This is a genomic window from Pseudoalteromonas sp. CST2 (genome assembly GCF_028599385.1).
Taxonomy (GTDB): Bacteria; Pseudomonadota; Gammaproteobacteria; order Enterobacterales; family Alteromonadaceae; genus Pseudoalteromonas; species Pseudoalteromonas atlantica.
On sequence record NZ_JAQREO010000017.1, the window covers coordinates 78,454 to 100,590 of the forward strand.

Annotated in this window: 23 protein-coding genes and 2 tRNA genes; 13 read left to right on the forward strand and 12 right to left on the reverse strand. The window is 39.7% G+C overall.

What is annotated here, in order from left to right; translation table 11 throughout:
* The first annotated feature begins 68 nt into the window (after nucleotides 1-68).
* The gene (locus PSH41_RS17835) at nucleotides 69-998 is read left to right on the forward strand and encodes a DMT family transporter (protein ID WP_273589765.1); all 930 of its coding nucleotides are present in this window, start codon (nucleotides 69-71) and stop codon (nucleotides 996-998) included.
* 36 nt (nucleotides 999-1,034) lie between these two features.
* On the opposite strand, the gene PSH41_RS17840 is transcribed toward PSH41_RS17835, so the two are convergent.
* Nucleotides 1,035-1,907 (reverse strand): diacylglycerol/lipid kinase family protein, encoded by an 873-nt coding sequence (locus tag PSH41_RS17840; protein ID WP_273589766.1) that lies wholly within the window; start codon nucleotides 1,905-1,907, stop codon nucleotides 1,035-1,037.
* Nucleotides 1,908-2,234: 327 nt separating this feature from the next.
* Here PSH41_RS17840 and PSH41_RS17845 point away from each other — a divergent pair, with 327 nt between their 5' ends.
* The 6 genes from PSH41_RS17845 (at nucleotide 2,235) to PSH41_RS17870 (ending at nucleotide 7,676) form a co-directional block, all read left to right on the forward strand.
* Complete coding sequence (locus tag PSH41_RS17845; RefSeq protein ID WP_004589025.1) at nucleotides 2,235-2,375, forward strand: hypothetical protein; 141 nt, start codon at nucleotides 2,235-2,237, stop codon at nucleotides 2,373-2,375.
* Nucleotides 2,376-2,596: 221 nt separating this feature from the next.
* Nucleotides 2,597-2,687, forward strand: a tRNA-Ser gene (locus PSH41_RS17850).
* Nucleotides 2,688-2,740: 53 nt separating this feature from the next.
* Nucleotides 2,741-2,833: transfer RNA gene (locus PSH41_RS17855), tRNA-Ser, on the forward strand.
* Between the two features lie 276 nt (nucleotides 2,834-3,109).
* Entirely contained in the window at nucleotides 3,110-3,598 is a 489-nt protein-coding gene (locus tag PSH41_RS17860; protein WP_273589767.1) for an RNA-binding protein, read from the forward strand.
* Between the two features lie 131 nt (nucleotides 3,599-3,729).
* Nucleotides 3,730-6,450: an ATP-binding protein gene (locus PSH41_RS17865; RefSeq protein ID WP_273589768.1), complete on the forward strand. Its 2,721-nt coding sequence runs from the start codon at nucleotides 3,730-3,732 to the stop codon at nucleotides 6,448-6,450.
* An 86-nt stretch (nucleotides 6,451-6,536) separates the two neighbouring features.
* Complete coding sequence (locus PSH41_RS17870) at nucleotides 6,537-7,676, forward strand: GNAT family N-acetyltransferase (RefSeq protein WP_273589769.1); 1,140 nt, start codon at nucleotides 6,537-6,539, stop codon at nucleotides 7,674-7,676.
* Here the strand turns inward: PSH41_RS17870 and PSH41_RS17875 are convergent.
* The gene (locus tag PSH41_RS17875; RefSeq protein WP_273589770.1) at nucleotides 7,653-8,243 is read right to left on the reverse strand and encodes a DUF938 domain-containing protein; all 591 of its coding nucleotides are present in this window, start codon (nucleotides 8,241-8,243) and stop codon (nucleotides 7,653-7,655) included. The two genes, PSH41_RS17870 and PSH41_RS17875, sit on opposite strands and share 24 nt — an antisense overlap.
* 200 nt (nucleotides 8,244-8,443) lie before the next feature.
* On the opposite strand from PSH41_RS17875, the gene PSH41_RS17880 reads away from it, so the two are divergent.
* The 5 genes from PSH41_RS17880 (at nucleotide 8,444) to PSH41_RS17900 (ending at nucleotide 11,530) form a co-directional block, all read left to right on the forward strand.
* On the forward strand, nucleotides 8,444-8,629 hold the full coding sequence (locus PSH41_RS17880) for a hypothetical protein (protein ID WP_004589148.1): 186 nt from the start codon (nucleotides 8,444-8,446) through the stop codon (nucleotides 8,627-8,629).
* A gap of 101 nt (nucleotides 8,630-8,730) precedes the next feature.
* Nucleotides 8,731-9,096 (forward strand): hypothetical protein, encoded by a 366-nt coding sequence (locus PSH41_RS17885; protein WP_004589147.1) that lies wholly within the window; start codon nucleotides 8,731-8,733, stop codon nucleotides 9,094-9,096.
* A 10-nt stretch (nucleotides 9,097-9,106) separates the two neighbouring features.
* Complete coding sequence (locus PSH41_RS17890; RefSeq protein ID WP_248452126.1) at nucleotides 9,107-10,483, forward strand: class II fumarate hydratase; 1,377 nt, start codon at nucleotides 9,107-9,109, stop codon at nucleotides 10,481-10,483.
* Between the two features lie 107 nt (nucleotides 10,484-10,590).
* A complete protein-coding gene (locus PSH41_RS17895; protein ID WP_273589771.1) occupies nucleotides 10,591-11,115 on the forward strand; it encodes a hypothetical protein in 525 nt (174 codons plus the stop codon).
* 10 nt (nucleotides 11,116-11,125) lie between these two features.
* On the forward strand, nucleotides 11,126-11,530 hold the full coding sequence (locus PSH41_RS17900) for a hypothetical protein (RefSeq protein ID WP_273589772.1): 405 nt from the start codon (nucleotides 11,126-11,128) through the stop codon (nucleotides 11,528-11,530).
* Between the two features lie 20 nt (nucleotides 11,531-11,550).
* On the opposite strand, the gene PSH41_RS17905 is transcribed toward PSH41_RS17900, so the two are convergent.
* The 8 genes from PSH41_RS17905 to PSH41_RS17940 all read right to left on the reverse strand — a co-directional run bounded on the left by PSH41_RS17905 (nucleotide 11,551) and on the right by PSH41_RS17940 (nucleotide 17,571).
* A complete protein-coding gene (locus PSH41_RS17905; RefSeq protein WP_024032117.1) occupies nucleotides 11,551-11,736 on the reverse strand; it encodes a hypothetical protein in 186 nt (61 codons plus the stop codon).
* A gap of 15 nt (nucleotides 11,737-11,751) precedes the next feature.
* Nucleotides 11,752-12,072, reverse strand: a complete 321-nt coding sequence (locus PSH41_RS17910; protein ID WP_004589142.1) for a hypothetical protein — start codon at nucleotides 12,070-12,072, stop codon at nucleotides 11,752-11,754.
* A complete protein-coding gene (locus PSH41_RS17915) occupies nucleotides 12,069-12,707 on the reverse strand; it encodes a DUF4178 domain-containing protein (protein WP_273589773.1) in 639 nt (212 codons plus the stop codon). Before PSH41_RS17915 ends, PSH41_RS17910 begins: the two co-directional genes overlap by 4 nt.
* Before the next feature lie 73 nt (nucleotides 12,708-12,780).
* Nucleotides 12,781-13,473, reverse strand: coding sequence for a PspA/IM30 family protein (locus tag PSH41_RS17920; protein WP_029772224.1), 693 nt, complete (start codon nucleotides 13,471-13,473; stop codon nucleotides 12,781-12,783).
* Nucleotides 13,474-13,497: 24 nt separating this feature from the next.
* On the reverse strand, nucleotides 13,498-13,911 hold the full coding sequence (locus tag PSH41_RS17925) for a YjfI family protein (protein ID WP_004589139.1): 414 nt from the start codon (nucleotides 13,909-13,911) through the stop codon (nucleotides 13,498-13,500).
* A gap of 80 nt (nucleotides 13,912-13,991) precedes the next feature.
* A complete protein-coding gene (locus PSH41_RS17930) occupies nucleotides 13,992-15,713 on the reverse strand; it encodes a polyamine aminopropyltransferase (protein WP_138580014.1) in 1,722 nt (573 codons plus the stop codon).
* Between the two features lie 3 nt (nucleotides 15,714-15,716).
* Nucleotides 15,717-16,616, reverse strand: a complete 900-nt coding sequence (locus PSH41_RS17935) for a DUF350 domain-containing protein (RefSeq protein ID WP_004589137.1) — start codon at nucleotides 16,614-16,616, stop codon at nucleotides 15,717-15,719.
* Between the two features lie 22 nt (nucleotides 16,617-16,638).
* Nucleotides 16,639-17,571, reverse strand: a complete 933-nt coding sequence (locus PSH41_RS17940; protein WP_004589136.1) for a hypothetical protein — start codon at nucleotides 17,569-17,571, stop codon at nucleotides 16,639-16,641.
* Between the two features lie 260 nt (nucleotides 17,572-17,831).
* Here PSH41_RS17940 and PSH41_RS17945 point away from each other — a divergent pair, with 260 nt between their 5' ends.
* Nucleotides 17,832-19,919: a putative bifunctional diguanylate cyclase/phosphodiesterase gene (locus PSH41_RS17945; protein WP_273589775.1), complete on the forward strand. Its 2,088-nt coding sequence runs from the start codon at nucleotides 17,832-17,834 to the stop codon at nucleotides 19,917-19,919.
* A 25-nt stretch (nucleotides 19,920-19,944) separates the two neighbouring features.
* Here PSH41_RS17945 and PSH41_RS17950 read toward each other — a convergent pair whose 3' ends face one another.
* Both PSH41_RS17950 and PSH41_RS17955 read right to left on the reverse strand, forming a co-directional pair.
* Nucleotides 19,945-20,409, reverse strand: coding sequence for a hypothetical protein (locus PSH41_RS17950; RefSeq protein WP_054983735.1), 465 nt, complete (start codon nucleotides 20,407-20,409; stop codon nucleotides 19,945-19,947).
* Entirely contained in the window at nucleotides 20,409-21,602 is a 1,194-nt protein-coding gene (locus PSH41_RS17955; RefSeq protein ID WP_273589776.1) for a hypothetical protein, read from the reverse strand. The genes PSH41_RS17950 and PSH41_RS17955 overlap by 1 nt, the downstream gene beginning before the upstream one ends.
* Between the last annotated feature and the right edge of the window lie 535 nt (nucleotides 21,603-22,137).

Consider the following 22,137-nt stretch of genomic DNA (forward strand, 5'->3'; position numbering starts at 1 on the left):
TTCTGTATATGGTAAGTATACAGATAGACTCTAAAATAACCACTCAATCGGTTTTTTAGAGGTTTGCCATGAAAAGCGCAGCGCTATATCTCACAACAGTGTTAATTTGGGGCTCTACGTGGCTCGCGATTTCGTTTCAGCTAGGCGATATTGCTGTGGAGCTTTCTTTGTTTTATCGCTTTGCCATAGCAGCTGCATGTATGTGGCTATTTGTGGCCTACAAAAAGCCTAATATGCGATTTTCGTTAATCGATCATGGCTTTTTTGCTTTATTGGCCATTTCTAACTTTGGCTTAAATTATTTGCTTTTGTATTGGGCACAAAACTACCTCTCATCGGCAATGGCCTCTATTGCATTTTCAATGTTGCTAATAATGAACATAGTCAACACCCGTTTATTTTTTGCAAAGCCCATTGCCAAACGTATTTACTGCGGCGCGCTAATCGGCGTGGTGGGTATTATTTGTCTGTTTTGGCCGCATTTACAGCAATTCGACTTGAGTAATGGGGCGTTGGTCGGGTTACTACTTGCCCTTGGGGGTACCTTTGTGGCTTCATTGGGCAATATGATTAGTGTACGTAATTCTAATCGTCAAATAGGTGTGCTGCAGGGTAACGCATGGGGCATGTTATATAGCGCAGTAGGTTTAGCCGTTTATGTATTAATAAATGGTATAACGGTCAGTTTTAGTGCCCCTACCAGCTATTGGTTGTCGCTATTGTATTTATCTGTTTTTGGCACTGTGATTGCGTTTGGCTGCTATTTTGCCTTGTTAAAAAACATTGGCCCCGAAAAAGCAAGCTACGCCATAGTGCTGTTTCCGTTAGTGGCCGTTGCATTAAGCAGCTTTTTTGAAGGCTTTGAATGGCATGCAAACACCTTTGCCGGCTTTAGTTTAGTACTACTGGGTAATGCAATTGTACTTACCCCCACAAAAAGAATTAACGCCTTTTTAGCAAGCCGCTGCGTTGCTAAAAATGGCTCCGTCCCCAGTTAGAGGCGTTTTTAACGCACTAACACAAAAGCGCCTACCCTACTGTAGGCGCTTTTTTATTGGTATATGAAAATTAACAGCCTGCTCATGAATAGCAATAACCGCGGGCGTAACACCTACTAGCTCGCCATCGGCCTCAATTAATAAGTTTTTAGTATTAATACGCGCCTGTTTGAGTTGGCTATAAGTAAGCTTTTTTAAAGTATGGTGGCGCTTAAAAATTAATTTAATAAAGCTATATAAATGATCAACAAGCCTACCCGCTTGCATTTGGTAGCAATCAAGCAGTCCATCATCAATTTTAGCCCTAGGGGCTATTTTAATGCCGCCACCAAAATACTGAGAGTTCGCAAATACAGTTATTAAATTTTGATAGCTACATTGCTTATTTAAAAATGCTCCATTTAGTGTGCTTGCTTTGTAAGTAAAGAGCGATTTAAAACTCGTCCACTTATAGCGCCAAGCTGACATGCTTTGTAAATGACCCAACTGCTTAATTACATGAGCATCAAAACCAACACCAGCCACATTAATAAAGTAACGAGTATTAATTTTACCTACATCAATTAAGTGTGTGGGGGCATTAAAAATAGCGTTTTGCCACTGTTTAGCTGTGCAATGAAAGCGACGCGCAAAATCGTTGCCCGTACCACAAGGTAATATTGCCAAACTACATGCACTGTTAATCACGCCATTAAGTGCCAAATTAAGCGTGCCATCGCCACCAATAGCCACTGCTATTTGGCTTTCTTGTGCATTCAATTTAACGTTTGCTAAGTCGTACTCAAAATTGCCTGTCGTTTTAACCGTAATATAGAGAATATTTTTCTTCTGGCATGTTTTTTTAAGCCAATCGAGGTGATCTAACACCACACTTTTTACGCTCGGTTTAACTATTATTAACAACTGCAAGTAATTTACCTCCTATTAGCCAGTACGCCAGCATAAATAAGAATTAAGTTAAAATTAATTTATCTGAATAATTAATCATAAAAGTGCGTAAAAATTTACTAAAAATATTAAAAAACACAAAAAACACTTATAAAACAAATTAAAAGCTTTTTCCCCTGGTTAAATAACTATGCAAAATGGGCACTTAGTAGTTTTAATTAAAAACAAAACAATGCAAATTCAGATAAAAATAACTAATAGCCAAGCCTTAGTTTATATTGTTGTATTTTTAAACAAAAAAGAGTCAAAATGCTCGCGATTTAAACACATACACCTTGGAGCAAAGACATGAACCCAATAAACACCCTAAACCAAAATGCAGCAGCCCACGTTGGCGTAAAACCAACTAACCGTAAAGCTAAAATGCTTGCTAAATTAAACCGTATGGGCAAAAAGTTAGCATTAAACAGCGCCGCGCAATACAAATAATCAATCTTGTGATGATTATTAAGCAGGGGCAGTAAACAACTAACCACTATTGAAAGCGCTTCTTTAGCTCCCTTAGTTTGCTGCCACCCTTTAATTTTTAGTTTAAATCCTTCTAATTTCCCTCTATTTACAAAAAAAAAACGTAATTACGCCTACTTTTTAAGCAAACAGTTTATTTGCTATTTACACGACGGTATCACCTAAGTATTATTCTGCGTCACGGAGAGATGGCAGAGTGGTCGAATGCACCGGTCTTGAAAACCGGCATAGGTTTGTAGCCTATCTAGGGTTCAAATCCCTATCTCTCCACCACTATTTAATTAATGGTATGAATAAACTACCGTTAATACAATCTGTTATGCGTTGGAGAGGTGTCCGAGTGGCCGAAGGAGCTCCCCTGCTAAGGGAGTATAGAGTTTGTAGCTCTATCGAGGGTTCGAATCCCTCCTTCTCCACCATTTCTTATTAAAAACCGCTTAGTTGCGGTTTTTTTGTGCCTGAAATTTAACAGCCAATGTATCCAAGTAGGGTGAGAATCCTCGCTAGGGTTCGATAAAATGTCTGGAACACTTTAAGCCGCCGCAGGCGTTGCGAAGCAATTAATTACATGGATGTAATTAAGCTAATCCCTCCTTCTCCACCATTTCTTATTAAAATAGGTGAATCAAAACACATTGAATACACTGGGTAGTTACGGCATTATTAATAACAACTCCACTAACGTAAGTTTAATTATGTTTCGTTTAATTGCACCTTTAATAGGCCTTGTGGCTTTAAGTACACACGCAGCCCAAGACATTACGGTTTATAAATGCACAATTAAAGGAGTCGCTACATTTAGCCAAACACCCTGTGCTGACAATGTAGAAGTTATTAAGCTAAAACAGCCACTAGTTGCCGATAAGTACGGCAATAATGCAAACTCACCCGCAATGCCCGGTGCCTCTGTAGATAACTACATTGAGATTAAAAAAATTGATCGTGAAATTAAACGCCACCAGCTTACTATCAAAAACTATAAAGAAGACTTAGCCGACGCCAAACAACAAGCCAGCTATGTTACTCAAGATCAAGCTAATAGAATGGGCGCCGAATCAATAGCCGATGCGATAGCCACTAAAACTTCAGCGATTCAAAACCGCTATAACGCATTAATTAGCGCTGTAGAGCAACAAATCTCTATTTTACAGCAGCAAAAACAGCAGCTGAGCAAACAACCTTAACTGCTAAATAAGCAGTTTACAGGTTGCGCAAGGTACACTTTTACAACATATATTAAAAAATACCGCAAATAACATACTGTTCGCTATACTGATATTTAAAATTAAGTACTTTTAAAAAGTCAGGGAGCTATGTGAAAAATTTTAACTCAAAATATCATTCAGTTATCTTTTACATAATTTTTTCATTAGCGTACTTTTTAATTGGTATTTCACTCACTAAACTCGCCTTTAATACTCAAATTATCCCGGTATGGTTGCCTGCAGGCATTGCCTTAGTTGGATGCTATATGTGGTGGTGGCGCTTCATTCCAGCGCTTTTTATAGCAGCCTTTGCTTTTAACTTTAATATTTTTGACAGCACAGCTCACGATATGGTGTTAGTTGGCAATACCTTCAGCCAAGCCATGTATATTGCTATTGGCATTGTATTGCAGGCAATGGTGGGGGCTGGTTTACTTAAATATTGGCTTGGACACCCGCTGTATTTTAAAAAACGCGCAAGTATCATTTATTTTATTTTTGTTGTGGGCATTGCGGTTAGTTTAATTTCAGCAAATTTTGGGGTTTTTGCGCTGAGCCAATTTAACTCCGCATACGATATTAAAGATCATTGGCAAAATGTGTTATTTTGGTGGCTAGGAGACTCATTAGGCGTAATTATTGCCACTCCTCTGCTATTGGTGCTTACTCAGTTTAAGGGGCAAAATAGGCCTATATCGCCGCTGCCTACGTTAGCGGTATGTAGTATTTTATTTGTATCTGTTGCAGTAACTACTCAGCTTTATAACCAAGAAAACAGACAAAATACCGTTAAAGTCGCCGAGCGAGAAGCTCACATTATTGAAAATAGCTTATATCGCTACATCAACCAAAGTTTAATAGCGGTGCAAAGCTTAGCCAGCCAAGTACAATCTAACCCAGATTTAAACCAACAAGACTTTTACGCCTACGCCAGCGAGTTACTGACGCAGCATTCGTTTATTAAAGCGCTTTCGTGGAATCAAAAAATAGCGCAAAGTGAGCGAGCTTCGTTTACCCAAGAAGTTGCCGATATATACCATCTAGACTTTGAAATTGTCGGCGAGCCCCTTGAGCCAGACGATCCTATGGTCATCGTTAAATACATTGCCCCTTTTAATGGCAACCAAAAAGCGGTTGGTTTTAATGTGTACTCAAACCCAGACAGAAAAGCATCGCTAGTAAACCCTGCAATTAGGTATCAGCCAGTCAGCACTAAAATTATTCAGTTAGTGCAAACAGCTGAGCCTGAGCCTGCCTATCTGCTATTTGCCCCCGTGTACGAACAACAACAGCAAAAAGCTATTATAAAGGGGTACGCAACAGGTGTGTTTTTAGTGCGTAATATTATTGAGCAAGCGATTAACGAGCAACAATCAGAGATGTTTTCTATTGCGCTCTATGAAGATGTAAATAAGCCCGCATTTTATAGTAACTACGGCAAAAGTTTAAATATCGCTCAGGGCAGCCGTGTTATGAAACTAAAGCTCAGCTTTGGTGGGCAAACATGGAATGCACATTTAGCCTTAAAAGAAAAATACCTTGCCCCCCATAATAACCAATTAACACTGTTTTTAATGGCCTTACAATTGGTGGTATGCGCTTTAATTTTAATTGTTTTACTGCTTTTTAATCAGCAACAAATTGCCCTTACCCGAAAAGTCGCAGAGCGCACCCATTCGCTTGCGCAAGCTAAAAAGCAATCTGACTTAGCTAATCAGGCTAAAAGCCGATTTTTAGCCAATATGAGCCATGAAATACGCACACCATTAAATGCTGTGATTGGCTTTTCATCATTAGCGCGCAAAGAAGACAACGCACACACTCTTATTGGTTACTTAGACAAAATAAACTCTTCATCTAAAAGCTTACTAAACCTGATTAACGACATACTTGATATTTCAAAAATTGAATCACATAAGCTTAAGCTAGAAAGCACAGCGTTTGACCTTCATGCAATTATAAAGCGTATTAACACAATGTTTGAAGCCAGTGCAGCCAATAAAGGCATTGGCTGGCAGGTTAGCAGTCATCTTCCGGTAGATACTTGGTATGTAGGCGACCCTTTACGCTTTGAGCAAGTAGTGCTGAACCTTTGCAGCAACGCGATAAAATTTACAGAGCAAGGCAAAGTAAATGTAGACTTTGGCGGAGAGTTTATCAGTACTGACAAAGTTAAAATAACAGTAACCGTTATAGATACGGGTATTGGCATAGAGCCTACCCAGCAGTCCAAGCTATTTAGTGCCTTTACCCAAGCCGACGACTCAACATCAAGGCGATACGGTGGCACAGGCCTGGGCTTAACAGTCGTAAAAGAGCTCAGTAAATTAATGGGCGGTAACGTCACATTACAGAGCGAACCAAACGTTGGCTCTACGTTTAAATTTGACGTTGAGCTTCGCACCAGCCCAGTACAAGAGCAAGCCGAGCTTGTATACTCGGGTACTAAATTGGCGGCCTTAAAAGTGCTAGTAGCAGAAGATAACCCCGTAAACCAAATGGTAATTAAAGCCATGCTAGGCTCATTAGGTATTGTTGCCCATATTGTCGAAAATGGCGAAGCGGCAGTAGATATAGCAAAAGAGCAGCACTTTGACTTAATTTTAATGGACTGCCAAATGCCAATAATGGATGGTTACAGAGCCACCGCCCTAATTAGGCAATTTAAGAGTGAGGTAGAGCTGCCCATTATTGCGCTGACCGCCGATGTTATGCCTGAGGATAAAGCCCACGCTCAAGCTGTTGGTTTTAATCAGCATCTTGCAAAACCGCTAGAACTGGTTAAGCTAACCGCGTGCTTAGCCCAATACGCCGAAATTGAAGAGCCCTAATACAATAATGCGCTAAATAAATGCACTTGTGTTAACTTAGTTTAAAACGCCACCACCCACTATAAAGCAGCCCAAGGTAAGCAGTAATGGCCACTTTTACCCACCAATGGTTTAGTGATATTAACCAGATAGACGTACACGAATGGACTCGTTTATTCGGTAATGAACCTTTTACCCGCCATGCATTTTTATATGCATTAGAGCAAAGCCAGTGTGTGAACAAAGAGACAGGCTGGCAGCCTCAGCACTTAGCTGTTTATGAAGCTGATAAACTAGTCGCACTCGCTCCTGGGTATTTAAAAAGCCACTCTTACGGAGAGTATGTTTTTGATTGGGCATGGGCAGAAGCCTACGAGCAACACGGATTAGCCTATTACCCTAAATGGCTAAGCGGTGTACCTTTTAGCCCTATTGAAGGCCAGCGTATTGCCATTGCACATACGAATACACAAAGCGTATACGAGTACATAAAAAAGCAATTAAATTTAACCAGTGTGGAGCAAGGTTGGTCTGGCTGGCATGTTAACTTTTGCCCAAAGGTTCAAGTTCAAGCCCTGTGTACTGACGATATAATGCAGCGCGTAGGCGTGCAGTTTCAATGGTTTAATAAAGGCTTTAAAACCTTTGACGATTTTTTAAATACACTCACCGCACGCAAACGAAAAACGCTAAAAAAAGAGCGAGCTAAAATAGCACAGCAAAATATTACCATTGAATGGCTGCAAGGCTCGCACCTAAGCCCTGAAACAATGCAGCTATTTTGTGAGTTTTATCAGCGTACTTATTTAAAACGTTCTGGGCATTTAGGGTATTTAAATATTGAGTTTTTTACTTTATTACAGGCGCTAATGGGCGATCAGCTAATTGTTATGCTCGCCAAAAAAGACAACAAAATAGTGGCAGCAACGCTAAGCTTGCAAGGTAAAAACACCTTGTATGGCCGCTATTGGGGCGCTAGCGAAGAAATTGACTCCCTTCATTTTGAGCTGTGTTACTACCAAGGGATTGAATTTGCGATTAAGCATAACTTACATTGCTTTCACTCAGGCGCTCAAGGTGAGCATAAAATACCTCGTGGGTTTGAGCCTGTTTTTACCTACTCTAGCCACTATATTGTTGAACCCGACTTCAGAGCAGCAATAAACGACTACCTAAAGCGAGAACGCCAGCATATGACAATTTATAAAACGCAGTGCGCTGATTTACTGCCGTTTAAAAACCAATAACTGATTGTTCGCTGGCATAGCTGTATCACTTATGAGTGTAAGGCCAGCATGCCTTGCTAATTGCTCTATGGCCTCAAAATCACGAATACCGCTAAATGGGTCACGCTGTGTTAAAAAGCGATCGAACTCTTCATTACTTGCACTTGTAAACTGCCCTTGGTATTTGAAAGGGCCATAAATACACACTACACCTTGGCTTACTAAGTGTGTTGTAACCCCTTTAAAAAATTGCTCAACCAACTGCCAACTTACAATATGAAACGTATTTGCTGTGTAAATGGCATCTACATTATTTACCGGCCATGCATAATTTAAATCAAGCTCAAGAGGGCCGTGTAAATTAGTTAAATTTGCCTCCTTATGCCATAAATTTATGCCCTCATGGTTAATATGGCGATCACTTGCATACCACTGTAAATGCGGTAATTGCTCAGCAAAAAACACACTATGCTGCCCCGTACCCGAGCCTACTTCGAGTACCGATTTTGTCTTATTAAAAGCCGTTTTAAGCACTTCTAAAATAGGACCCTTATTGTTTTCACACGCTTGTGAGAAAGGTTTGATCATGACCTGCACCAATATTGAAACTTATTGCACAACATTAACGCAAAAAAATGGCACTGAACAATTAAAGTTTTATAGATAATTTATAAAAGTGAGTTAATTCATGGCACTAAAATAAAAATAAGGCGATGGTATGTATTATGCTTTAATTAAATCAACCCTAAGTAGGGTGTATTACCAATATTAAATACGAGGATAAAATTATGCATACTCCCCCTTACACCGCTGTAGACGCTGTGGTCTCAGTGACAGAAAAAAGCACCGAAAAACCAAGTAGCACCTGTGATAGTAGAGCCACTGTAATCGACTTACTTTCTCACTGTAACCAAAATCAACAGGCGCTAAAAAAACATGAAACAGACCAAATATTCATTCTTGGCTATAATTGATACTCAATTAAACGCTGCAAATAATTTTTATAATAACTGTTTACACTGAAACCGATTAAATGTAATGATAACTATTATCGTTAACTTAAATCGGTTTTTTTATGTCTCCCTTTCAGGCATTACAGCCTTATCATCATGAACTTGCTTGTAACTGCTTACGCCCGGGCTTACATGCGCCTATGGTGGTAGCTCACTACATAGAAACCGCTTTAAACGTTGCTAAAAGCTTTGAAAAACAGCGTAACCCCTTACTACAAGAGTTATATTTATTACGCACTCACCATGAAATTATCAATAAAATGTGCGACCCTCTAATACACAATGCCATTCGTAAGCAGTGCCTTGAGCAATTATATAAACCCTTATTGGCATTAAAACGCTTTTACTATGCACATAACGATACTGAAAAATTTTTAAAACTTGAGCGCGAAGCTCGCGTACTCAGTCACGAATTTAACCCTTTTTAAGGAGCGACTTATGAGCAATTTTAGAACCGAATCCGACAGCATGGGTGAATTACAGGTCCCTAGTGATGCGCTATACCAAGCGCAAACCCAGCGTGCAGTTAACAACTTTGCTATTAGCGGTTTAACTATGCCAAAACAGTTTGTAACAGCGCTTGCATACATTAAGCAAGCTGCAGCACAAAGTAACTTTGAGCTAAATCACTTAAGTAAAAGTAAAGCCAACGCTATTGAGCAAGCATGCCAACAAATTATTGATGGCGAGCATTACGAGCACTTCCCGGTTGATATTTTCCAAACTGGCTCAGGCACCAGCTCGAACATGAACGCTAATGAAGTTATCGCAACGCTTGCAACCCGCATTGGTAATGAGCCAGTTCACCCCAACGATGATGTAAATATGGGGCAAAGCTCTAACGATGTAGTGCCTACAGCCATTGCACTAAGTAGTGCTATTAACGTGGTTTATGAATTACTGCCATCTCTTGAAAAACTATCGCAGAGTTTAGAGCAAAAAAAGGCAGACGTTGGCAAAATAGTTAAAACTGGCCGTACGCATTTAATGGATGCCATGCCCGTTACGTTTGAGCAAACGCTAAGCGCCTGGCAATCACAAGTAAATAATGCAGCCTCCGGTATTCGCCATAGCTTAGAGCGAGTATGTGAGCTTGCCCAAGGCGGGACAGCTGTTGGCACGGGCATTAATGCTGATGGCGAATTTGCCTCAAAGTTTGCTAAAAACTTAAGCGCAAATGTGGGCATAAGCTTTAAGCCAAGCAGTAACTTTTTTTACAATATTGGCTCGCAAGATGCCATTGTAGCGCTCTCAGGTCAGTTAAAAGTACTCGCTGTAGCACAAATGAAAATAGCCAATGACTTACGCTGGATGAACTCAGGCCCACTTGCCGGGCTTGGCGAAATAGAGCTTGAAGCACTGCAACCAGGCTCGTCGATTATGCCGGGTAAAGTAAACCCGGTGATCCCAGAAGCGGCAGCCATGGTAAGCGCTCAAGTTATAGGTAACGATGCAACCATCACTGTGGCAGGCCAAGCGGGTAATTTTGAGCTAAACGTAATGCTACCTGTTATTGCGCACAATATTTTACAAAGCATTGAGCTACTTGCTAATAGCGCCCAAGCATTGGCAGATAAAGCCATTGCGAGTTTTAAAGTAAACCAGCCCAATATTGATAAAGCACTGGCCAAAAATCCTATTTTAGTGACTGCGCTTAATCCGGTGATCGGTTACGAAAAAGCAGCCAAAATAGCTAAGCAAGCCTACAAAGAAGCCCGCCCAATTATTGATGTCGCAGAGCAAGAAACCGACCTTCCACGCAGTGAATTAGAAACACTGCTTAACCCCACTAAACTTACCCAAGGCGGTTTATAAAGGTAAATCTAAAACGGCTTTAATTACTTGATAATATAGTTTTTATTGCCGTTAAAAATGCACCGTGTATGATAGTGATGAATAATTCATCACTATCAAGGTTTGTTATGCGTACTCCACTGTTAGCCCTACTTTTACCACTTTGTTTAACTGCATGCCTCGAAACAACATCGCAAGATGCACCAACTAACTCGGTGAACGAGCTTAAAGAAGTACCGCATAAAGAAGTACCTCAACAAACCAGCAGTGAAAACAAGCACAAAACCCCTACTGATGCATCACAACCCATAAAAACCGCTTTAAAAGAAGTATCACTTAACGACATTAAAGCCGCAAAAAGCGAGCTTAATACGTTAATTGCCAATACACAGTGCGATACCTCTGCACAATGTAAGGTTATGCCTGTAGGCAGCATAGCTTGCGGCGGACCAAGTGATTATGTTGTTTACTCAACAAAATCAGCTAAAGAGGGGCAAGTCAGTTCGCTTGCAAAGCAAATAACAACGCTTGAAAAAGCCTACAACACACAAAATGAAATGATGAGCACGTGCCAACATTTAACTTCGCCAAGCACGCAGTGTGTTGAAAATAAATGTGTTAAACTTGAAGGTTCAGCGGTAAGTGTATTTTAAGGACAAGGTTATGAGTTGTTTACCATCAGCAATTAAATTATCAATTGTGAGTGTTGCCACCAGCGCTATGCTATTACTTAGCGGCTGTGCAAGCACATCATCAAGTACTGAGCAAAATCAGAATTTGTCTGACTTGAACTACGATCTTAATAACATTGTTAGTGATAATAGTTGCACCGCGAGCTTTCAATGTAAGGTACTCGAATTAGGTGCACGAGCATGTGGTGGGCCAAGTAAGTATGTTGTGTATTCAACGCTTAATACCTCTCAAGAGCACGCCGAAGAAGTTGCCCAAAAAATTACACAACAACAAAAAGCGCAAAACAAAGCGCAAGGTTTAACCGATTGCTCACCGGTACTTGAGGTACAAACCCTGTGTATTAATCAGCAATGCCAGGCATTTGATATAAAATAGCGCAAACGCCAATTTCAGCGTTAACCTATAAAAGGTATTAACGCTGAAATAACCACCACCAGCACCACACTAATTCCTGCTTTAACAATGTATTTCATTGGCATTTCTTTTTTTACCCAGTACGCATAAATAAATCGCACAAAGTAACTTGCAGCTGTGCCAAATAAAGCAAAAATAATTAAGTAAGCAATTAAAATAATATTCATATAAATCTAAATTAACTACTTAGTGTTTTTAGTATGAGCAATTAATAACTCTGCTACTTGTTGCTTTACGGCTCGCTTATCATCACTTTGGACATTAAACCGCGTTGCTAGTTGGGCTATTTCATCATCGTTTAAATTAAACGATAGGCGCTGACGTGTTTTTTTAGATTTCACATCTAAGCCTAAAATTTTACGGATCATATCTGAGGGCGTAAGCTCTTGGTCAATGGCCTGCTTTTTTATCGACTTTTGTACTTCGCTGCTTAAATCAAATGCCATTTGTGTGGCACGCACGGCTTGCTCTTGACGTAACCACTTGTCTTTAGCATCACTCACTTCGCATCTCCTGGAAACAAGTCGACTATATCGGTAATTGGGCGTGTTAGCGTTAGTGACACTTCGGTCTCACCGCCATCCCATATTTCAATATTTAAGCCATGCCCTTCGTCTGGCGATGCTAAGCAAATCATTTCACAAGGTTCGCCACCCTCTTGCTCATAGCGCGGTAATGACTGGCCACGAAAATCTTTGTTATGGAAATAGCACACATAAGGCGATTCACCTTGCTGATAGCTTTTAGCTAAAAATTGCATAAACTGCTCTGGCGTATTTTGCACCTGTATATGGGTTAACGACTCTTCATCAAAAATACGTGCAAATTCGTCTAGCCCAAATATTTGCTCTACGTCGTCACGCTGAATTTTGATTGAAAAATTAGCCCACTGCTCGCCATCATCTTGCTCAATTTGTAAAAATACCACCTGTCCGCTGTTCGTCTCAAGCACAAACTCAGTATCACTACTGTGCTGATATTGATAGGTTTGAATATCAATAACACGCAGCGTTTGCCCTTTTAACCACGACGGATATGCAAATGAATCGATAACGCTAAACATGTCACCTTTTTTAAGCTCACTTGCATGGTTAAGCTGACGTTCTGGCTCTTTTTTAGATTTGAAAAAATTAAACATAATGAGGCATCCCTTAAGCAAAAAAGGTAACTAAGCCACGCTTAATTACCTTTTATTATAAATGTACGAACTATTAGCCGTTTTGCTTGGCTTTAATGCGCGCTAAAATATCAGCACTTTTTGGGCTTGTATCGCCAATACCGGCTTCAGCCATTTTTGCTTTTAAATCGTCGCCATTTGTATCTGACTCAAGTTGCTTAGCAGCGCCTAACTGGTCACTACGATCTTGCTGGCGCTGTTTAATACGCTCAAGCGACTGACGAGCCGATGTCATAGACGAGCTATTAGTATTAAGCGTGCTGTTAACAGCCATAGTAGCTTGCTGTACGCTTTCTGTGGTTTTAACCATAGTAAGCTGACGTTGATTTTCTTTAATCGACTTTTCAGCGTCTTTAACTTGTTGTTTAAGCGCTACAATATGATTGCTAAAACCTGCTAATACTTGCTCGTTTTCAGCTTTTTCAGCTTCAAAGTCGCCAATTTTTTCGGCAATTTCTAATGCTAAGGCTTCGTTACCTTTTTCAAGTGCTTGGCCTGCATATGCTTCGTGCTCAGCAATTGATGCATCAACTGCGCTAATTTTACGCTTAGTTTGCATTTCTTTAGCCATTACTTCTGTAAGGCTCTTTTTAGCACGATTAAGTGCATTTTGCGCATCTGCTATTTCTTGTTCAAAAATACGAATGCCGTTTGCATCTACAATTGCTTCGCCCGCTTCACGCGCGCCGCCACGTACTGCTGTAAATAATTTTTTTAATATACTCATAATCTTAACTCCACTAACTAGTTACTAATCGTTTAAATACAAGGTCACGGCTTCTAGTGCGTCAATAGCGTTGTCAGCTAGTGTCACTAGTTCGTGGGTAATATCATCTAATGATGAATTTACCGACAGTGCACCAAAAATCGCGTATTTGTTATCGATTTTAGCAAATGCACTCAGTGGAATTGGCACGTTTAAACGTAGTAGTGTTTCGTTTAACTCGTTGCGTAATTCACTTTTTACTTCATCTTCGCCAAACAAGTAGCTAATACATAACAACTGCTCTTGTGTTTGCGTAACAAAAATTGGAAGCTCATCGTTTCCATCAACTATGACTTGTAAAACATCTTGCTCACCAGGGTTGGCAATCAAGAAAGACTCAAAGTTAGCGCCTTCTGTTTCAAAAGAAGCTAATTTTATTGAAAGTTCATTTAATTCCATGTCTCTGCCTTTTTGCTGTTTGACATATTATGTCTGAGTTAAGATTCGCACGGCCGACATATTATGTCAACCATGTTTTATTAATTTTTATACAATTCGCTTTCTATCTGCCACGCATTACGGTAGTAATCATATAGCTGGCCCGAACCTAACCTATTGACCTCAATACTTTTAACTTGTTCAAAATACTGGTTAGGAAATACAAAGCTGGCTAATAAATATTCTTTACTTACCCACCTTGATGGCACCGGCATAGCGCTTATATTTTTAATTCGCCCACTGGCTGGTTGACCCATTTTAGTGGCTATTGTCCACCCCCATTGCCCAAACGAAGGAATATTTTGCTGGTACTGCTCAACATAATCAAAACCCGCCGCTTTTACCGTTTTAGCAATACTTAAAAATGCTTTTTTGGCATGATAAGGCGAGGTAGACTGCACAGCCATTGCGCCATCGGGAGCTAACAATTGACGTACATGGTTATAAAAATAGTCGCTGTACATTTTGTTTAAATCGGGATGATTAGGGTCCGGTAAGTCAATTAAAATAGTGTCAAATTGCTTACCTTGATCAAGGAGCCTTTCAACCTCTAAAAACGCATCTCCCACAATAATATTGGCGCGCGGGTCTAACATCGATTGCTTATTTAGCGCTAATAACCGCTTACTTATAGACTCAGGCGCTGTAAAATCACCGTCTTTATGGCCAAATAAATTAAGCAGCTGTGCATCTAAATCAATTAACGTTACGTCGTTCACTGGCCACTTTAAAACATCTCTAAGGGCAAGCCCGTCGCCACCACCAATAATTAATACGCTATCGTGCCGGTTTGATGCGAGCATTGCCGGATACACCAGCATTGAATGATATATTTGCTCATCAATACTCGAGAACTGTAAACGCCCATTCAAATACAAGTCGGTAATAGGCGCTGGCTGGTTTTTACTTAAGCGCTCGGTTAATACTACATGCTGGTATTTAGTTGCTTGTGAGTAAATAACTTTATCTTTATAAAGTACATTACTTAAGCTGTTCATCCAGCTACTTCCCATCACTAAAATAAACCCAAACAGTGCCAGTAACACTATATGGCAAACTAGAAGTGCCTTAGCAAAGCGCACATGAGCATGGTAGCGCCATAAAAAGGCGAGCCCTGCCAGTATATTAAAAAGAGCTGTCCACGCTGCAGCTTGCATTATAGGCATCGCCAGCATAATGCTTACCCAAATAGCCGCACCAATACCCGCGCCAATATAATCGGCACCATAAATAGTGCCTGCATTGTTTTCTAAAAAACGCCCGTACACATGTTGGCGAATACGTGCAATAAGCGGTATTTCCATACCAATAAATAAACCCAGTACTAAACCAAACACATAAGGTAAAAAGCGTGACCACTCTTGCAGCTTTTGAAATACATAGCCATTGAGCACAACATCTGGAGGTAAATTAAAAATACTAGAAAACAAATGAGGAAGTGAATAACTTACAGCAATTACACCGGCTATTGCCAAAATACAGCCCATGCCAACCAGGGCAATAATACTTTCAAGCCAAGCAAAGGCGGTAAAGGCATCTTTAAACCAACGGGCTAAAAATGCGCCTAAGCCCATGGCAACTATCATTGTGCCAATCATGGCATAGATAGCACTCTCTACAGAGCCCAGTACCCGCCCTGCGTAATGCGAAAGTAAGTATTCATAAATAAGGCCGCACCCAGCGAGTACGGCCATAACAGTTATTAGTAAAATATCGTGCCCAAGTAAACGTGATTTACTTGGGCTAGTTGTAGTTGATGACACTGATTATGCGCCTAGTAAGGTAGCCATAGTAATACCGACAGCAAACGACACTGCAGCAGAAATAGCACCTACACCTACATTTTTCTGACGGTTAACTTCATCTGAAATATCACAACCTGATAAAATTATTTTGATGGTGATTAAATGCAAAATGATGAATGCCACTAAACTTACAATCGCGCTAATAGCCCAATAAAGCAGGCTAGCATTAATGTTATCGGCCGCATACGGTGCAATACCTGATGCCGCAGTAATAGCTAAGGCACTTCCTACTAAAAAGCCTGCGTAGCGTATACCTACAGCTAAATTGCCATCAATAATGGCTTGTTGTAAACAATCACCGCTTTTATTGGTACGCTTAAATAATTGTACGCGGTATTGGCTTACAAGCAGTAGTGCAACACTGCCAATAATAAAGGCAGCAATAACGATAGGCAGCCCGTGCCAACCCTCTGTTGCTACCCATAAAAGTGCAGAGCGAATCACAATAGCCACACTCACTACATGACCAAAGTCGATAATAGAGGCCGTTACGTTACCTTTTACAATTTCGTCGTGCAGGCTGACTTTGCGAAGCGCGACCTTATCTTGAAAAAAGTGGCCTAATTTAATCAGTACAATGGCTAATACACCATAGCCTAGCATTTGCAGGGCTTCTTGTTGTAACGACGCAGCAAAGGCGCCACTACTCACACCCGTTAATACAATGGCAAGTGCAACTAAGCCTGCCGCAAAGCTAATACCAAAAGCAAAGTTATCGCGTTCTGTTATTTCGTCATTTGCATGAAGGTTTGAAACCCAGCCCTTAATGTATTTTAGGCTTACAAATAACAACACGATAATTGCAAAATCAATCGCCAAAGCTTGTAGCGACCACGTAGTTATTCCATTAAATTCGTACATATTTCTAACTCCAACTTATTCTTTACTTACCACGGCTCACGCCACGAGAGGTTCTGCTACCGCTATTGCGTACCGATCCAGAGCTGTTGCTATAACTACTCGAACGCGAGTAACTACTGCGGCTTTTAGGCGGTGTATAACTACTGCGGCTTAAACCCGAGGCACCCGTTTTTTTGCTCGCATAAGGGCTAGTAAACTGTTTGCCTTGGCGTTGGTACGATTGACGCGTACGCGTTTCTAAAGCACTTTGCGTTTTAATTTGTTTAGGGCTTGAGTAACGATAGCGGCCGTAATCGTTGTAATAGCTATATTTACGGCGGCTGCTCCAACGTCCGTATTCAACACGGTCAAATACATCGCCTAAAATACGGTACATGCCATACCACTGCCAAAAGCTAATACCATTACTATTAGTTTGCCAGTTACCGTAATTAGGGTTGCCCACCAATTGATTACCCTCGCCTGCGCCCTCCGCTTCTTTACTAATAGCACCAACGCGCGCAAGGCTGCCCTTAGACATATCCGCTAGCATATTAATCGGGTCAGTTAACGCATCAGAAAACAGCGTAGGCTTAGCCGCCTCACGCAGTAAATCAATACTGTGTAGCGTATCTTCGTAAGGAGGGATTAAATAAGTGCCTTTAATATCTTTAAGTCGTTGTGTTAAACCACTGTAAAGGGCACCCTGCCTTGTAGCATCAAGGGTAATTACATCAACAACCTGACTAAGTTCTGGCTGTTGCTGTTTAAGGAGTTTGCCATATTCTTTAAGCAATACAGCATTACGTATAGTTCCATTATCAAGCGCGGTACCAAGCTGTGCAAGCTCAACATCTGCCTTTTTAATAGACTCTTGAATTGTTTGTTGTAGTTGCTCTTCTTTAGATTGACAACCCATAAGCACTGCAAACAAACAAAACAGGCTCATAAGTTTCCAAGCTTTTATATTCGACATTCATGTCACCTGATTTAATAAATAACCGCATTAGTCTTACACAGGTCACTTATTAAGCCAAGAATGAAATTGCAACAAAGTAAGTCTGCCTAAAATAAAATAACCAGCTATAGTTACTCTATGAATTTAAACACATTCTTTTACTTACAAATTTAGTAAGTAACATCAGCGCTACGCGTAAGCCTTCTATTAATAAATAACAACAATAAGTAATAACTCTTTTAGTGAAAGAGCATGACAGTAAGAAGGGATTTGGCTAAATGTTTCATAGTATTCGTAACAAATTTATTATTATTACGACTTGTTTAATTGTACTAAGCGCTAGCTTTGTTTTTTATTTAGCTATTAATGAGCACGAGGATTTATACCGCCAATCAGTTGAAGAAAACCTCGATGCTATGTCATCAAATATTTCAGATAATTTGTTACGTGTTATGTCGCAAGAGATAGATTTATTTTCTATTACAACTGAGCTTTTGGGGTTAGATAGGTACGAGCACATAAAGTTTGTAAATGTATTTGATAGTAATTGGCAGCTAATACAGTCCTACGTGCACCCTAATTACTTAAAGTTCGAGGATTTTTCTCCACAGTTACAAGGGATCAAACCACAAAGTTTGCCCCGTACCGTCAGTGTTACTAACCAAGGCTTAGTTGCCTTAAAAACAATTGGTGAGGAGCAGCTCCCTATAGGCTACCTATTAATTGTTCAGGATTTTAATAAGCCCCTCAATGAAAGCAAAGCGAGCTTATTTTATAGTGCAGCCCCTATCGTTATTTTTAGTATCGTGATCACCATCCTCATCTCTTTTTGGATATACCAACATTTATTAAGCCCGCTATTAAAACTTTCTAAATTCACACAAAAAGTAGAAAAAACAACTAACTATCAACTCCAATACCAGGGCTCAGGCAACGACGAAGTATCGCAACTTGGCAAAGATATTAATAACTTACTTAACACTATTAATGCCCAAGTGCTCACTAATCAAAAAAACACCGCACAACTATTAAAGCAAAAGCAATCAATGGAGCACTTAGCTAACTTCGATATATTAACTGGCTTACCTAATCGCATGTTTATTATGGGCTTACTAAAAGAAGAATTAACGCGCTGTAAAAATAATCATCAAGATATAGCAATTATGTTTTTTGACGTAGATAGCTTTAAAGGTGTTAACGATACACTTGGCCATGAAACGGGCGACCTACTTTTAAAGGCGGTCGCTAGTAATATTAAAAAGCACTTACGCGAAAACGATGTTATTGCACGCTTAGGGGGTGATGAGTTTTTAATAATGCTGCGTAATATAAATAATTACACCGACGTTATTAATATCGCGGAGCAAATTATCAGCTCAATGCAAACGCCTTTTACTATTAACCAGTGGGATATACCTACTGGGGTAAGTATTGGTATTGCCCACGCTAAAGAGGCCGAGTTTGATATTAATACGTTAATTAGTAATGCAGACATCGCAATGTATGCCTCAAAAGAAAAAGGTAAAGGGTCGTACACTGTTTTCCATAGAAAAATGTTAGAAAACAGCAAGCGAATGGCTCAAGTGGCTAATTTAATTAGTCATGCAATTGCGCAAAATGAGTTTGAAGTTGTGTATCAGTTAAAAATAGCTGCCAATGGTGAGGCTAATGGCCTTGAAGCCCTTATTAGATGGCAAAGTGAAGAGCTTGGCTTCATTTCACCAGGCGAATTTATACCCATTGCAGAGCAAGCAGGTAAAATAAAAGCAATCACGCAGTGGGTTGTCTCCAGGGTATTTCAAGATTTACCCACACTAAAGCAAACTATAGGTAACCATGTACTCGTTTCTTTAAACCTATCGAGCCATGATCTTAAAGATAATCACTTTATTGATGTTGTAAAAAATAAATTGGTTAAATACAACGTCGACATTGCAAATATCCAGTTTGAAATAACCGAATCAAGCTATCTCGATAATTTTGAAAACTCCAATGAATTCTTTAACCAAATAAAACAAATGGGTGGGTCTATAGCCCTTGATGATTTTGGAACGGGTTATTCATCGCTAAGCTACCTTACAAAAATAGATATCGATACCATCAAAATTGACCGTATGTTCGTTAATCAATTTGACAGCTCAGAAAAGGATGCGGCAGTATTAAAGGCCATACTCGATTTAAGTAAACGCCTAGGTTTAAAAGTATGTAGTGAGGGTATAGAAACAGCCTGCCAGGCTAACTACCTAATTAAAAATGGCAGTGATGAAATGCAAGGGTATTATTTTGCAAAGCCTGTAGCCATAGCACACATTCCAGCAGCTAAAGCCCAAGCAAAAGAGGCATTTAAAGCGCTAATTTTAAAATAAGTCAGCGCTACTAGTTAACCATAAATTAAGGCGTTAGCGTTACAACAGTTAGCTCGTCCGGAATTTTTGTATCAGCAGGTAAATAAGCAACTGCATTTTCTTCTTTCAATAAATACGCAATAATTTCTTTAGTCGAGCTAAATTCTACAGGTGGCTTGCTACGCCCTGTAAATCTCATCTGAGCCCAATAAGCCTGAATTCTCGATTCGGTTAAACCAACCAATTTCGTATTAAAGTCGATTCGTAACGGGTTTCCGGCGGGTAAATTTACTGCTTTAAATTGACGACTCATCGCGCCGCCCATATAAATATGGCGAATTTGCTGCTTACTCAAAGCTAAGTTTTTATTGGCCGTATTAACAACAATGATCACTTTAGTGGTGTGGCTATTATCCGCGTAGGCTTGTACGCTAATAAACAATAATGACCAAGTAAAAATACACAGCAGTATTATATGTCTAATCACGTAAGTTAACTTAGAGTACATCATCAAAATACCCAATCTAAGCCAATAAGGTAAAGATTCGTTTTTCTATTAAAGCTAACATCCTCAGGGATCACAAAAAAAGAATTACTAACCTCATCGCCCTCTAAAGCAGATACTTCCGCCTTTAATGCCAGATTAGGTAGCACATCCCATCGTATACCGAGTGTCCATGTTTTTAGTGAGTCGGGCGCAGACTCTGCAAACACGCTGTTATAAGCCTGTGCCAGCTGATCAAGCTCTACATTAGCACCAATAGGGATTTCATTCTGATTGGCATTAATTTCTACATCGCTGTCTGCAAAGGTTAAATGATAAGTAAAAGGTGCATCGTTATAGCCTACGGTTAAGTAATAGCTCTGTATAATCGGAATTATATCTAACTGTGTTTTAATCTTTACCCATTCACCTCTAAAAAAATAATCTAAATTATCATAAATAACACCAAATTGATCTGCATGCGCACTGCCCTGCGTTTTCAGCGATGCTGCACTTTGGCTAAAATTAAAATTCTCTAAAACATCTTGTAGTTGGTTAATCGATTTAAGATCTAACGCTATGTTACCGTTATACCTTGAAGCCCTAAATTCTATATTTTCAATATTCAACTTCCCTATCACACCCACTAAATTATCCACCTCAAAACCTGTTTTAAAAGGGCCTATGCCAATACTTCCCGACTCTTCTCCATAGTACCCTTCAATACTGATATCAAAGTCATCTGAGCCAAATTTGTAAATAGCATCAATACCATTAAATGTTTTAAATAAGTACGTGTCGTATACTTGTTGTGGCGGATTGATCCATGGGTATGCAAACCCTACATCAGAGAAGTCGCTCATTGTAAAAAATGGGGTTCGCAGCTTACCGATTTTTATCTGTAGCTTTGTTGTGGGCGTATAAGTTAAATACAGCCATTCAAGTCCACTCTCACCAGATACCGTTGTGCTATCGGATCTAAATAACCCTTGTGCTGTCACTGACCAGTTTGTATTAAACTGATACTCAGCTTGAAGACCTATTAAACTTGATGGTGAAAAGTTAAGACTGTCATCGTAGCCTCTATATTCGACATCTTTTTCATCTAAATAACCACCAATAACACGTGCGTAGCCTGAAAAATCAAACTCATCCGATTTAGCCGGTAAATGGTGTAGGCTCACGATTAAAACGATTATCTGAAATATTTTATTTCGCATAGACACTCAGCAACCTAGATAAAAAAGCGCTGAATATTAAAAAGTAACGACATTTTATAATTCTGCAGAATAATTATTATGAGGTATAACTATAGTCAAAGTTAAAGAGTGTGGATCAAAATAGTCTGAACTATAAGCTATTATTTTTATACATCTTAATAGATTAGTTAAGTTAAGAGACTTGCTTGTACTGTAATAGCAATTCGCTTAATTAAGTGATCTATTTGAGGGTGGAAAAACGTGTTGATGGCTAGGCTAAATGATTAAGTATTATTGCGTATTAGTATTACTACAAAGAGTTTGAGCTCTGTGTTGTGTTTTATCCGCGGGTTTCGTGATACTCAACCCACGCTACGGTGGTGCTAGACTGTGCGAATAATATCTGGAATGTATTTTTACTTTTCTGCAGACGTAAAAAAGCCCGGCTCTTTCGAGTCGGGCTTTCTTGTATTTGAAGTTTGGCAATGTCGTAGTGCCCACAGCGGTAGAGAGTCACATAGCAAATACTACATTATCATTGTGTCTGGTCGGCCTT

Coding starts and splice junctions, on each gene's coding strand:
- PSH41_RS17915 (WP_273589773.1), bottom strand. CDS start 12,707: ATGTTTAATTTTTTCAAATCTAAAAAAGAGCCAGAACGTCAGCTTAAC.
- PSH41_RS17955 (WP_273589776.1), bottom strand. CDS start 21,602: ATGCGAAATAAAATATTTCAGATAATCGTTTTAATCGTGAGCCTACAC.
- PSH41_RS17880 (WP_004589148.1), top strand. CDS start 8,444: ATGCATACTCCCCCTTACACCGCTGTAGACGCTGTGGTCTCAGTGACA.
- PSH41_RS17935 (WP_004589137.1), bottom strand. CDS start 16,616: ATGTACGAATTTAATGGAATAACTACGTGGTCGCTACAAGCTTTGGCG.
- PSH41_RS17925 (WP_004589139.1), bottom strand. CDS start 13,911: ATGGAATTAAATGAACTTTCAATAAAATTAGCTTCTTTTGAAACAGAA.
- PSH41_RS17945 (WP_273589775.1), top strand. CDS start 17,832: ATGTTTCATAGTATTCGTAACAAATTTATTATTATTACGACTTGTTTA.
- PSH41_RS17845 (WP_004589025.1), top strand. CDS start 2,235: ATGAACCCAATAAACACCCTAAACCAAAATGCAGCAGCCCACGTTGGC.
- PSH41_RS17870 (WP_273589769.1), top strand. CDS start 6,537: ATGGCCACTTTTACCCACCAATGGTTTAGTGATATTAACCAGATAGAC.
- PSH41_RS17905 (WP_024032117.1), bottom strand. CDS start 11,736: ATGAATATTATTTTAATTGCTTACTTAATTATTTTTGCTTTATTTGGC.
- PSH41_RS17940 (WP_004589136.1), bottom strand. CDS start 17,571: ATGTCGAATATAAAAGCTTGGAAACTTATGAGCCTGTTTTGTTTGTTT.
- PSH41_RS17900 (WP_273589772.1), top strand. CDS start 11,126: ATGAGTTGTTTACCATCAGCAATTAAATTATCAATTGTGAGTGTTGCC.
- PSH41_RS17950 (WP_054983735.1), bottom strand. CDS start 20,409: ATGATGTACTCTAAGTTAACTTACGTGATTAGACATATAATACTGCTG.
- PSH41_RS17890 (WP_248452126.1), top strand. CDS start 9,107: ATGAGCAATTTTAGAACCGAATCCGACAGCATGGGTGAATTACAGGTC.
- PSH41_RS17835 (WP_273589765.1), top strand. CDS start 69: ATGAAAAGCGCAGCGCTATATCTCACAACAGTGTTAATTTGGGGCTCT.
- PSH41_RS17895 (WP_273589771.1), top strand. CDS start 10,591: ATGCGTACTCCACTGTTAGCCCTACTTTTACCACTTTGTTTAACTGCA.
- PSH41_RS17920 (WP_029772224.1), bottom strand. CDS start 13,473: ATGAGTATATTAAAAAAATTATTTACAGCAGTACGTGGCGGCGCGCGT.
- PSH41_RS17875 (WP_273589770.1), bottom strand. CDS start 8,243: ATGATCAAACCTTTCTCACAAGCGTGTGAAAACAATAAGGGTCCTATT.
- PSH41_RS17860 (WP_273589767.1), top strand. CDS start 3,110: ATGTTTCGTTTAATTGCACCTTTAATAGGCCTTGTGGCTTTAAGTACA.
- PSH41_RS17885 (WP_004589147.1), top strand. CDS start 8,731: ATGTCTCCCTTTCAGGCATTACAGCCTTATCATCATGAACTTGCTTGT.